Consider the following 12,277-nt stretch of genomic DNA (forward strand, 5'->3'; position numbering starts at 1 on the left):
TAGTTAAATTATAAATACCATATTAGCTTATAAATTTGCAGAGGTTTTTAAATTGGTGATACATATTATTGGGGGCATAATTTTATCCGGTGGTAAGGGGAAGAGAATTGGCGGAAAGAAGCCATTTAGAATTTTTAATGGAAAATATTTGATAGAATATCCATCAGATGTTTTAAAAAGTTTGAATATACCTTTTGTTACTGTATTTGCAAAAAATTCTATTGATTTATTTAAAGAGAAAGAATACTTAATTAAATACAAATGCATAATATCGTTTGATTTAATTGAAGATAAAGGACCTTTAATGGGAATTTTATGTGGTATGAGGGCTTTAAATACTAAGTGGTTTGTTGTTTTGCCATGTGATTGCCCATACATAAGTATAGAAGCTTTAAAAAACTTAATATCAAAGATAGATACAGCTGAAAAAAATAACAATTTATGCATAATCCCAAAACATGAAAATGGATATATTGAGCCGTTATTTGCCTTATATAAGAGAGACTCTTTACATATATTAAATAACATTATTATGGAGGATAAAAACTTATCGATTAGGTATTTTATATCGCATTTAAATCCTTTATATGTAAAAGCGGAAGAATTAGATGAAACTAAAAGAATTTTCAAAAATATAAACACGATTGAGGAGTTGAAAAATGTTGAGTAATTTAAAGCTAAAAAATGAAGAAGAATTTAAAATTAAAATAGATGCTTACGTTTTGAAAGGATTTATTTATAAGGATGATGAAGATAACATCCACAAGCTCTTTAGTATGGCATTATCAAAGATAAGGTATAGAAAGGCAGTTTTTAACAACTTTAATCTGCCAAAAATTAAGGAAAGTTATAAAAATAAGAAAATTACTGAAAAAATTAAAGAAAATGATAACTACTTTTTAGAATTGGTAAATAAAATAAAGAAAGATTTTGATTGCTTTTGTTATTTATGCCCAGGAACTTTATTCGAGTTTTTAGTTTATTATGCGGTAGTGGAGTTTTTTAAAGAGAACAGTTTGGATGCAAAAATTGTTAGAAACTTAGATGTTAGCTACAAAGGTAATAGCTTCACAGAAATAGATTTGTTTGTTGAGGTTAACAATAAAAGGATAATATTTGAGTGTAAAAATAGATGCATTAGCTCAAATACAATTCTAAAGCTTTACGGAGTTATGAAAATTTTAAATATAAACTATGGAATTTTAGCTTCAACAAGAGAATTTAATGGAAATTTGACAAAAGAAGATATTTTTAAAGAATACAACATCTACATACTTGACAATTTACTGGAAAAGGATAAAAACAAAATTTTTAAAGAACTTAAAGAGGTTTTAATTGGTTAATGCTTGCAATGGAGCTGGGATTCTTCCTCCTCTTTTAATAAACTTTTCAGATGAGTATTTATTAACCTCCATAATTGGAGCTTTTCCTAACAACCCACCATAATCAACATATTCCCCAGCTTTTTTACCTGGAACTGGGATTATCCTAACAGCAGTTGTTTTATTGTTTATAACTCCAATGGCCATCTCATCCGCTATTATAGCAGATATTGTTGATGCTGGCGTATCTCCAGGAATTGCAACCATATCTATACCAACAGAGCAAACGCAGGTCATTGCCTCCAACTTTTCTAAACTTAAAGCTCCTGCTTCAACTGCCTCAACCATTCCGCTATCTTCACTAACTGGAATAAACGCCCCGCTCAACCCTCCAACGTAAGATGTAGCCATAGCCCCTCCTTTTTTAACTGCATCATTTAATAAAGCCAAAGCCGCTGTAGAGCCATGAGTTCCACACTTCTCCAATCCCATGGCTTCCAATATATTGGCAATACTATCTCCTCTCGCCGGTGTAGGAGCCAATGATAAATCTACAACCCCAAACTTAACTCCCAACTCTTTAGAGACCTCTCTACCAATCAACTCTCCAACTCTTGTAATTTTGAAGGCAACTTTTTTAATTTCATTTGCCAAAGTTCCAAAGTCAGCATCTGGAAGTTTTTCAATAACTGCCCTAACAACTCCCGGCCCTGAAACTCCAACGTTTATAACCTTATCTCCCTCACCAACTCCATGAAATGCCCCAGCCATAAATGGATTGTCTTCTGGAGCATTAGCAAACACAACCAGTTTAGCACATCCGATAGCCTTTTCTGTCCTAAATGCTGTTTCTTTAATAACTTCTCCCATTCTTTTAACGGCATCCATGTTAATGCCCGTCTTTGTTGAAGCAACGTTTACAGATGAGCAAACTCTTTCAGTTTTTTCCATCATAAATGGTATTGAGTCAATTAAAGCCATATCTTCCTTTGTTGCATCTTTATGAACTAAGGCAGAATATCCTCCTAAAAAATCAACTTTAACTTTCTTAGCAGCTTTATCTAAAACTTCTCCAACCTCTACACAGGCATTTATCTTTCCTTCTTTATCTAAATCCTTTATAGCTCCTCCAACAACTAAAGAGATTGGTGTAACAGCTATCCTCTTATTAACTATTGGAATGCCATACTTCTCTGAAACTCTTTCAGCTGTTTCAACCAAATTCTCAGCTGAAGTTGTTATTTTGTTGTATATGTTTTCTTTCAACTCATCTAAATCTTTTGAAACGCAATCTCTTAAGCTTATACCTAAGGTTACAGTTCTCAAATCTAAGTTTTCCATCTTAATCATTTTGATTGTTTCTATGATTTCTTCTGGTCTGAACATGATTTATCCCCTTGGAGTGTTCTATAAACTAAGAATCTCTTCTATCGAAATCCATAAAGTTATCTGTGTTATGTCTTTTGAGCTTAATATCTCTTTGCATCTATTGTATAAACCAACGACCTCATCCTTGTTTAATTTAAATCTCTTAGAGTTTAATTTATAATAAATATCTCCTAATGTATCTAACAAAGAGTATCTTGATGTCAATGCTTTACGTCTAATTAATTTCTCAATGTATTTTAAATCATAGCTCCTGAGATTAAATATCTTCCCAAGTTCAATTATAATTATGGCCTTTAAAATTCTTTTCATGTTAATATCATCTCCATCCTCTGATACATACTCAAATAATTTATCTAAGTCTAATTTTGTTGGTAGTTCTTGTATTTCACTGCTATTTAAGAGATTTTCAACCTCAATAATTAAATTTCTTATTCTATCTTCAAAGTTTGTTATATCTATTTCAGAATACATATCTGAATGGGCAATTAAATTTCTTATCTCTCTAATTTTTAGATATGTATCATTCAATCTCTTTAATTCTTGATAATTTTCAGTTAAAATCCTTTTATTTATCATCATTCTGGCAATCTCTTTACTTTCTGGAATTCCTTCTATTCCATAGATTTCAGTTAGCATAGTCAATATGCTCTCCAAAAGACATGAAACACTTTGAGTTAATTTTTTATGTTCTAAATTCCATTTTGAGATGTTTAATAAAAACTGATAGTTGTATTTGCAGTTTTCAAACATTGATAAAAATTCAAATAAACTTGGAATAAAGTATTTTAGAAACCTTCCTTTGTTTTTATCATTTAATCGCTTTTTAATTTCTTCTATACTTTCTCTTAATCCTCTCATATAATTTAAATCAATGCAAAAAGATAATTTATCCAACAATTCACTTATATCTTTATCTTCTTTTCTAAAAGTTTTGAAATTAAATAGTTATTTCCATAATTTGTAAAGTCATACATTCCCTTTATCCAGTAGGAAATTTCAAATAAAGGGCTCAAATCAACTATTGTGGCATAATTTCTTTTATAGGCATCTAACATACCATAGTATAACCCCTTTAATCTCACATCCTTTTTTAAATACTGAACAAATTCAAGCATAAGATACATAAATAAAGGTATTGAACGGAAAGAATGAGTTATATCTAAATAAATCTCATCTCCTTCATTTATTTCTTCAATCATTCCCATAAAAATGTCAAAATTTTCCAAGATTTCATTTTCATTACTCCCATACTTAATAATTTTACATTTTGAGCCACCAGTGGCATTTGGGTTAATTTTCTTTAAATATTTGTCAATAACTTCTTCAATCTTCTTTAAGTCATCTTCTGAGATATAGCAACTCTCGTTCTCAGATTTTCCAACTTTTTCTCCAATATTTCTCCAGTATTCTTCATCAAACTCATTTACAAGCTCTGCATAGTGTTTATAGAGATTTTCCCACATAGAACGAGAAGTTCCTACGATTATTACCTTATCTACCTTCAGATAATCAATTAGAACTGAAATAATAAATCGGTCTTCAATTTCTTTATTTCCAATCCTATATTTTATAGGTATGTATGTTCTTTTATAGATGTTTTCATTAGTATCTCCAACCCCTAAAGGGAAAATTAGTATTTTAGCCATATTTCCACCAAAATAAAGTTACTTCCCATATTTTCCAAATTTGTAGTGAGAAAACTCTCTTATGGCTATTATTTTAACCATTATCTCTTTGTAAATCTTTTAGAAGATAAATAAAATTCTCACGTTCAAATTTCCTTGCATCTCTTATCTGCCTCTCTGTAAATCTATGATATAACAATAAATAAGTAACATCCTTTAGCATTATTTACAAAACTCTTTTTCAATCTGTTTTAGTAGTTCAATCTCATTGGTATAACTTTTATTGTATCTAAGGAGGGTTTTTTCTTTTATATATTTATTAACTTCCTTGTTTTTGTTATTATTATTTTTTATTTCTTCTATCTTGTCATCCTCAATATCTATGTATATTTCCACAATATTCCGTTCTAACCCTCCATGGGCTAAAAAGTTTCTAATTTTGAATTCACTTAACTCATCATTTTCAAATAATTCATACAGAGGTATCCATTCTCTTAGTTTCTCTTTTTTTCTAACATAATTCTTAATGCTTTTGCATATGCTATTAACTTCATTTTTAATAAACAGAGAATTTAACTTAAATAAAATTTCACTCATATCTTCGATTTCCTTTAAAGACAGTTCATCTTTGATAAATTCCCTATTTTCGCTAATCTTTGATGTAAAATATGCTTTAACCAATGCATTAAAACCATTTTCAAATTTTACAAGCCTTTTTAGTTCTCTATTTTTGCTATCTATCACTATATTTGACATGAAGATATTCATAATTTCATTTACTTTATCTTCAATAACTTCCTTTTTAACAGAGAATGTAGAGTAAATTAATGGTAGAGCATAAACGAAAGATGCTAAAAATACGTTTATATTCTGTTTCATATTTTTTAGTTCAATTATTTTATTATTTTGATTTATTTCTTTTCCTAATTTTCCTCGTTCATTTTTATCTACAAAGGCATTTATTCCCAAAAATTTGGGTGTAATTTTATCCAATGAAGGTCGTGCAGGGATATGACTATTTTCAACGATGTTAATATTTAATGTTGTTTTTATGTTACCATATGGATCCGAATTATAAACGACTAACTTAGCTCTATACTTTATTGCTAAAATCTCCAAGAGTTCTCTTACCGCCTTATATGTTAATACTGGCATGTAATTTACTCCATGAGTTAAATCCAGATGAACTTCTAAATCCCCATTTAGCTTTTTTGCTAATTTATAGAGAACAAAAGAATAGTAATCTATCAAATTACCTAAGAATTTATATGTCTTCTTTGTGTTTTTATCAAAAAATGTTCCAACTCCGGGACATACGATTACTTCATAATTATCAATTTCTAAGTTTTCTTTTATAAAATTCTCTGTCTTTTCTTTAACTTCTTTTATAATATCTCCATAATTTTCTGATTCTAAATGAGATAAAGTGTCTAAAACCAATATAAAAACTTTATCTGGTTTTATTTTATCATAAATTGCAGATATTGAGCTTATAGATTCTTTTTCAACTCCATCAAACGAATATATAACATCACTCCAGCTATCGAATTTTCCCCATGGAGCAATTAATATTTTCTGCATTATTTCACCATTTCCATTCTAATCCATCCCATTGGAGCTACAGCTGAGTCATTTTTGAAATAAACTGTTTTTGTTGTTGGGAAATCTAAATAACTATTTGCCTTTAACCAAGCATTTTTCAAATTCTTATTTCTTCCACTTAAAGCTAAGAAGATGCTTTTAATCATTCTAAAGTTTTTATTGCCTTTATCATACTTCCATAGTAATGGATAGATTGTTTTTGTTAAAAATCCTCCCCCAAATCCTAAATTTAAATAGATAGCATCATTTTTGTTTATATCAGCTAATAATCTTTCATAAAATCCTTCAACGTAGACTGGGTTGTTTCTCTTTAATTCAAATTCAACTACAGCCTTAGAGAAATTGTTACAAATTTCTTTTAACTTTTCAAATTTCTCTTCTTCATCTTTTATTTTATAGCTAATTTTTAATTTCTTTCCAATTTCTTCAAAGAATTTATCATCAATCTTTATTTTTATATTGAAAGTCCCTTTTGTCATTGCTTCTACATCAACCTTAACTCCAAATCTTTTAGTCCTAAAATTCCATCTTTTAGTGTTTATGAATTTAAACTCTTCTCCATCTAAAGAGATGCTGTCAGAAACTATTAAATATTTAAAGAAATCTTCAGAAATCTTTTTTGATATTGCATTCTCAACAATAACTTTTCCTTTTTCATCGAAGCTAATTTCTCTATTGGCTAAAATATTTAACAACTCCTTAATTCTCCCATTATAATAGTAGTTAAATACATAAGCTGTCCGTATAGCTCCTTTTATAGAACTTCCTGGAATATAATACATATTATTTTGGTTAATAAATTTTTTAACCCTTGTTCTGCTATCACTTTTTATCTCACATTCAATTTCCCTTATAATATAATTTTTATCTTCTGGATTTAAGCCAACACTCTCCAATAACTCTTTTACATTAATCTCTGACCGATTTCCAGAGATATTTGACATTATTAGTTGTGATATGTAGTTTATCTTCTCTATATCTTTTAAGTTAGCTATGACTTTTTCCAAATTAACAATCTTTGCCTTTCCATCTTCAATAAAGTAATCTAAGGGAGTGTATTCATCCCCACAACCAATAAATAGAGGAGTTAGAATTTCACATTTAACTTCCATTTTCATCCCCCTTAAATGTAAATGGGAGCAATATTGGTTTTCCATGGGCATACACTTCATGTTTAAAGTTCTTTGGAGCTATATTTTCAGTTTTTCCTTCAAAGTTTCTTTTAACAATAGAACCCTCAGTTAAAGCTAAAATATTTCTTTTTGGTGTTGTTAGAGCTTTTTTACCTTTTTCTGAATCATTTGATGGCCTTATTAAAATACTTGCTGAGTGTATATATCCACCAATTTCCATTAATTTATAGTATTCAATTTTCCCAATGTCGTTTTTATTTGGAATTCCCACGCCCAATGTCATAGAGTAATCTAAATTATTGTAATTACTAAAGATATCTTTAAAATCTTTAGGCAATTCCAATATCTCAACTTTTTCAAAGAATCCAGCCCCAGAACTCCTTTCTCCCCCTAAACCTTCATCTTCTATCAACCTAATTGAGGCTTCAACTCTTTCAATGAATTCTTTGTCATCAGTTTGATAGTCAATTAAAAAGTAAAATTCAACATTTGGATGAAGTTTTATAAATTCAACATTATATAACTGCCCTTTTCCTTCTATTTCCAAGCTTGTATTTTTTATTCTGTCTATTACTACTTTTTGTTCAACAATTTTTGAAAATAAATTTACTTTTGCATCTTTTAAGCTTTCATTTTCCTTAATTTTAAATGTCTCCCTTATGATTTCGGTTTCATCATCAGAGATTAATATCTTTCTGCTTATTAACTGTTTATCAATAATCTCTTTCAATTTATCCTCATTCCATTCTAATCTCCCTTCTAAAAACTCTTTATATGCCTTTATTGAGAAAAATTGAATCTTTTTAATGTCTTTAGGTTTAATTCCCTCAACAATCTTTTTTAGAATGTAGAATCTTGGATATTCAGGTTTTGGTATCAAGTAAATATCTTTTATTTTAAAGAATAAAGATGACAACCTAATATTTTTTAGTTTTTTTAAATCTTTCCTAAATTTCTCTTCTCCATAGAGTTTAATATAGTTATTTACGATTGCAGAGAATAAGCTATTTGAATGAAAAATATAATTGCTCTCTTCTAAGCTACCCTCCCCAAAATGAAATTTACTATTTGGTTTTGGTATTAAAACTACCATTTTCATCATTATCCACCATTAAAAAAGATTTATTTAATAATTCCAAATTTCATCTAATTTTACTGTTAAGTCATCCAAATCATTAGCTTCTTTTTTAGATAGAGCATTAGTATTTCCTTTATAATAGTCAATTGGCTTATTTATTATCTTTAACTCTTCAAACTTTATCTTTCCATAACCTCTACTTCCAGAACCCCCTAAATAGTCATCTTCTAACAACTTCATTCCTTCAATGAATTTTTCAATCAAATCTTTATCATTTTCTTTATATACGTTGAATACAATTTCAAATTTAAATTTACTTCCTGCAACAACTCTTTCTATGAATCTTGGATGTTGAGCTGTTCCTTTTACTCTATCAATGACGTTCTCTGGTTTTATTTCTAAATGTTCATAATATTCGTCTTTATCTTCTTTTTTATCAATTATTTTGTATCCTCCATCTATTTTTTTTACAAGGTATGAATCTCTGACTATTATCCTAACGGGTTCTTTAATATTTTTTGAATTATGTGGCCCAAATATCTTACAAATATAACATATTCCACAATCACAGGGCATTGCACTTATTTCATAGCCTTGTTCGTCACCTTCTAATTTTAATTTATCATCAGTTAATTCATTTAATTTACATTCAATTTCTCTTGTATATTCTTTTTTTTCCTTGTTATCTTTTTTAACAATTTTGTAAAATTTAATTTTAACTTTAGCTTTCCCTTCTTTTTTCTCTAATAAACTTCTAATTTTTCCTTTTAATGAACTTCCTGGAATGAATATCCTTCCATAAGAATCTTTTATTACTGGTAAGTCAGTCCCACCAATTTTTAAGGTATCACTCAAACCACCAATATGCAGTCCAGTTTGAGCTTCAATAACCCCTTCAATTATTATTTTTCCTTTTAAAGTGTAACTACTTTTAATCTCCATAATCTACACCCCCACAATTTTTAAAAGTAATTTTTAATATTATTTACCTTCAATAGCTCTTCTATATGCAACTACTGCCTCAAAGAACTCTTTGAAATTTAAAAATTTTGTTTTTTTCTTATCTTCATCTTTTTCATTACCTAACTCATTAAACACACTATTTACAAGCTTTTCAAGTTCCATTAATGCCCTATTTCTCTTTTCTTTACCTATATGGTAGGCAATCTTTGGTTTTAAAAGTCCAAATTTGATAAACCATTCTTTATCATTCACATCGATTCTATCTACATAATCATAGAATTTTCTTAATTTAGTGAATGTTATTCCACTTAAATTATTTTTAGCGAAATTTTCAGCTAAATTTAAAAAATCTACAATTTTAGAATCATCTAATTCTAAAATTGTGGTTACTGTATTCTTATCTATTATTACATTTTTAGATTTTGCCATACTCTCACCCTTTCCTATTTTTCAACTCAACAATTTTTGCAGAAACCTTTAAATCATTATAACTAAGTTTTATTTGTGAGCTAAATGACCGTTTAACTTTCTTTTTCATATAATCTTCTAAGAATTGGACGTAAGGTTTATCTTTATCACTATAATTCTTATGGATATAGTAGATAATTCTCCAGTAGTATGGAAGATTAATAATTAAACTGCCATCTTTATCTTTTTTAATTACATTTTCCAATCTCTCTCCAACTATTTGGGCAATATGCAATATTCTTTTTCTTTCAGTTTTTTCAATAGCTTTTTCAAAACATTTTTCTAATTTATCCTCATTAAAGTCTTCAACTAATTTTTCCAGTTTTTCTAACTCTTTATACTTATCTTTCAATTTTTCCCAACAATCTTTATCATATAAAACCTCAATATCCCAGTTCATTGGACAATCGAATATGGTTAATGCATTCTTTTCAAGTTCTAATTCATTAATTATTAATTTGTGGGATTTTCCAGATTCTAATTCTTCTTCAGCTATATTAACTGCCTTTTTAAACTCAAATTTCGGATTAACTATAACTATTCCAGCACTTAGCGTTATATCTGGATTATAGCAAACGAATCTCTTAAAATCTTTTCTAATCCTTTTGGCTAAATCCCACACTACGTCCCAAGTACCAAATATCAGAGTGTCATCTCCTCCTGAATACACTAAATATACTTCCTCCCTATATTCTACTGGATTTCCACGTTCATCAAATACTTTTTCTGCTTTCCCAGTTTTAATTAAGTATGGAATATATCCAGTGAAAAACAAAGTTAGCATAGAGCTTAGTGTGCTTAATCTTGATATGGAGGCCATTTCTCCAAGACCATCGGTAAATATTTGACCAAGATTATCAACATCCATTTTTAATATGGCAATTTTATTTGTTCCAGTTCTTTTCATCGCCTGTTCTGCTAAGGTATCGGCATCTTTAATTCCTCCATCATTATTTAATGGAAATGCAATACTCCAAATTTTATATGGGATTTCTAATTCTCCATTTTTTCCTTTTGGTAAATTGTATTGTGTTGAGAAATATTCTCCATCAAATTCAATATTCAATTCTTTAAACAATTTTTCTATTACTGGTATCTCATATATTGGTATATCCTTCGGTTTTTCTTCAGATTTTAAACTTGTTGATGATTTTTTTAATAAATTAAAGTTTATTTTTTCGTTATGGCCATATTTTTTTAAGAAATCTGTTAATTCCTTAAATGAATAACAATTTGGACATACATAGATCTCTTCTTCATAAAGCTTGATTTTTTCTTTTTCTTTTAACTCCTTTCTACAAATTCTGCATCTATCTCCTACTCCTCTCCCCCTAATTTCAAATAATTTTTTAAATCCTTCATCTTCTTTTAACTTATAACCAAACTTTTTCAGCTTCTTTTCAATTGTTTTATCAGCAACTTCTTTCCATTTTCTCGAAAAGTTTGAAATCTCTTGAGCTAAGAATTCACTTGGCTTTATATCTACCTTTGCAATTGTTATATATAAATCAGTCCCAAACATATTAAATAGGGCATCATTAATCTCTTTTTCAAATTTATCAATTGTGTCGTCCTTTATTTTGTAACTCAGAATATAGAAATGACCCCCTCCATAGAATAGGATGTTTGTTATTGGTAATCCCAATTCTCTGCAGATGTATTTTGCAGTAATTTCAGTTAAAAAATCCAAGTAAAAGCTTTTACCTTTTAATGACTTAGTAGCATATTTTGAAGCTATCTTGAATATAAATTTCTGAATTCCAGAAATATCCCCATGAATTAATGAGAAAAACTTACATTCCTCACTATCCCAATAAGGATAATTGTTTTTATCATAAATTCCTTTTTCGTTGAGAGGAAGGCCTTTCTCTAGCAATTTTTTTAGTTTTTCGTCCGTTAAATGAGCGTCTACATATTCTTTTCTATTTTTGTTTCCATCGTATATATTGTATAAACAGCAAGCAATAGCACAAGTTGTTTTTAAATGATCAAACAAGGAAATATCGGGAAGATAACCTCCATATTTTTTCCAATTTGTTACTGAAGGGATACACCAAAAATATTTCTGTACAAGTTGAAAGAGTTTCTCAAATGAGTCAATATTTATTGAATTAAGTTCATTTTCAAATTTCTCATATAGAGAGTTATAGTCATGATTTGGCTTATTATATGGGAAAATTGTATGTTCATTTATTGCCAAAGGTTTTAAGTCATATTTTTGACCATTACCATAAATTTTATCCTTTTTACTCATTATTTTCTTTTTTTCGTCCTCTTTTAACTCATACCAATCTAATCTTATTAATTCAAATATTGATAGCAATCTCTGTTCTTCTTTTTTAATTGTATTATCCCATTCTTCAACATTCTCCCTTTCAGCACTACTAAGCCAATCAGCCAATCTTAATATTCCTACCAATCCCTCCTTTTTATTTGAATGGTGTTCTTTTATCAACTTAACAACTAAATCTTTAATATCATCTTTTATTCCAAATTTTTTATAATTTTTTTCTATAAACAATGCCCCAAGAGACTGATGCTTAGTATTTCCATACTTAGCTTTTGATTCTTTACTTAATTCTTTGATATTTGGAGTTTCAACCCTTTGCAAAAACTTCCCAATATCATGCAACAATGCCCCAACCTTTAAAGCTTCATACTCCATATTAGTCATTAAGACCCCCTAAATCACTATAT

At 28.7% G+C, this 12,277-nt stretch carries 11 protein-coding genes; 2 read left to right on the forward strand and 9 right to left on the reverse strand.

Annotated features, from left to right (window positions below; genetic code table 11):
• Positions 1–55: 55 nt before the first annotated feature.
• Together MEFER_RS04885 and MEFER_RS04890 are read left to right on the forward strand one after the other, a co-directional pair.
• Positions 56–670 (forward strand): molybdenum cofactor guanylyltransferase, encoded by a 615-nt coding sequence (locus MEFER_RS04885; protein ID WP_048056436.1) that lies wholly within the window; start codon positions 56–58, stop codon positions 668–670.
• Positions 660–1,343, forward strand: a complete 684-nt coding sequence (locus MEFER_RS04890; RefSeq protein ID WP_015791516.1) for a hypothetical protein — start codon at positions 660–662, stop codon at positions 1,341–1,343. The genes MEFER_RS04885 and MEFER_RS04890 overlap by 11 nt, the downstream gene beginning before the upstream one ends.
• On the opposite strand, the gene MEFER_RS04895 is transcribed toward MEFER_RS04890, so the two are convergent.
• The 9 genes from MEFER_RS04895 to cas10 all read right to left on the reverse strand — a co-directional run bounded on the left by MEFER_RS04895 (position 1,332) and on the right by cas10 (position 12,254).
• The gene (locus MEFER_RS04895; protein WP_015791517.1) at positions 1,332–2,708 is read right to left on the reverse strand and encodes a PFL family protein; all 1,377 of its coding nucleotides are present in this window, start codon (positions 2,706–2,708) and stop codon (positions 1,332–1,334) included. The genes MEFER_RS04890 and MEFER_RS04895 overlap by 12 nt on opposite strands.
• A 21-nt stretch (positions 2,709–2,729) precedes the next feature.
• Positions 2,730–3,605 (reverse strand): TM1812 family CRISPR-associated protein, encoded by an 876-nt coding sequence (locus tag MEFER_RS08660; protein ID WP_052294366.1) that lies wholly within the window; start codon positions 3,603–3,605, stop codon positions 2,730–2,732.
• A gap of 8 nt (positions 3,606–3,613) precedes the next feature.
• On the reverse strand, positions 3,614–4,357 hold the full coding sequence (csx2, locus tag MEFER_RS08665; RefSeq protein ID WP_015791519.1) for a TIGR02221 family CRISPR-associated protein: 744 nt from the start codon (positions 4,355–4,357) through the stop codon (positions 3,614–3,616).
• 201 nt (positions 4,358–4,558) lie between these two features.
• On the reverse strand, positions 4,559–5,917 hold the full coding sequence (csx1, locus tag MEFER_RS04905; protein ID WP_015791521.1) for a CRISPR-associated CARF protein Csx1: 1,359 nt from the start codon (positions 5,915–5,917) through the stop codon (positions 4,559–4,561).
• Positions 5,917–7,050, reverse strand: a complete 1,134-nt coding sequence (csm5, locus tag MEFER_RS04910) for a type III-A CRISPR-associated RAMP protein Csm5 (protein ID WP_015791522.1) — start codon at positions 7,048–7,050, stop codon at positions 5,917–5,919. Before csm5 ends, csx1 begins: the two co-directional genes overlap by 1 nt.
• On the reverse strand, positions 7,040–8,170 hold the full coding sequence (gene csm4 / locus MEFER_RS04915) for a type III-A CRISPR-associated RAMP protein Csm4 (protein WP_015791523.1): 1,131 nt from the start codon (positions 8,168–8,170) through the stop codon (positions 7,040–7,042). The genes csm5 and csm4 overlap by 11 nt, the downstream gene beginning before the upstream one ends.
• A 27-nt stretch (positions 8,171–8,197) precedes the next feature.
• A complete protein-coding gene (gene csm3, locus MEFER_RS04920) occupies positions 8,198–9,091 on the reverse strand; it encodes a type III-A CRISPR-associated RAMP protein Csm3 (protein ID WP_015791524.1) in 894 nt (297 codons plus the stop codon).
• A gap of 39 nt (positions 9,092–9,130) precedes the next feature.
• On the reverse strand, positions 9,131–9,541 hold the full coding sequence (gene csm2 / locus MEFER_RS04925; protein ID WP_015791525.1) for a type III-A CRISPR-associated protein Csm2: 411 nt from the start codon (positions 9,539–9,541) through the stop codon (positions 9,131–9,133).
• 4 nt (positions 9,542–9,545) lie between these two features.
• Positions 9,546–12,254, reverse strand: a complete 2,709-nt coding sequence (cas10, locus tag MEFER_RS04930; RefSeq protein WP_015791526.1) for a type III-A CRISPR-associated protein Cas10/Csm1 — start codon at positions 12,252–12,254, stop codon at positions 9,546–9,548.
• Positions 12,255–12,277: the final 23 nt, after the last annotated feature.

The sequence above is a fragment of the Methanocaldococcus fervens AG86 genome (assembly GCF_000023985.1).
Classification (GTDB): Archaea; AGJL01; Methanococci; order Methanococcales; family Methanocaldococcaceae; genus Methanocaldococcus; species Methanocaldococcus fervens.

Excerpts from the sequence above, each read along its gene's own strand:
- MEFER_RS04890 (WP_015791516.1), top strand. The coding sequence starts at position 660 with ATGTTGAGTAATTTAAAGCTAAAAAATGAAGAAGAATTTAAAATTAAA.
- MEFER_RS04895 (WP_015791517.1), bottom strand. The coding sequence starts at position 2,708 with ATGTTCAGACCAGAAGAAATCATAGAAACAATCAAAATGATTAAGATG.
- csx2 (WP_015791519.1), bottom strand. The coding sequence starts at position 4,357 with ATGGCTAAAATACTAATTTTCCCTTTAGGGGTTGGAGATACTAATGAA.
- csx1 (WP_015791521.1), bottom strand. The coding sequence starts at position 5,917 with ATGCAGAAAATATTAATTGCTCCATGGGGAAAATTCGATAGCTGGAGT.
- csm5 (WP_015791522.1), bottom strand. The coding sequence starts at position 7,050 with ATGGAAGTTAAATGTGAAATTCTAACTCCTCTATTTATTGGTTGTGGG.
- csm4 (WP_015791523.1), bottom strand. The coding sequence starts at position 8,170 with ATGAAAATGGTAGTTTTAATACCAAAACCAAATAGTAAATTTCATTTT.
- csm3 (WP_015791524.1), bottom strand. The coding sequence starts at position 9,091 with ATGGAGATTAAAAGTAGTTACACTTTAAAAGGAAAAATAATAATTGAA.
- csm2 (WP_015791525.1), bottom strand. The coding sequence starts at position 9,541 with ATGGCAAAATCTAAAAATGTAATAATAGATAAGAATACAGTAACCACA.
- cas10 (WP_015791526.1), bottom strand. The coding sequence starts at position 12,254 with ATGACTAATATGGAGTATGAAGCTTTAAAGGTTGGGGCATTGTTGCAT.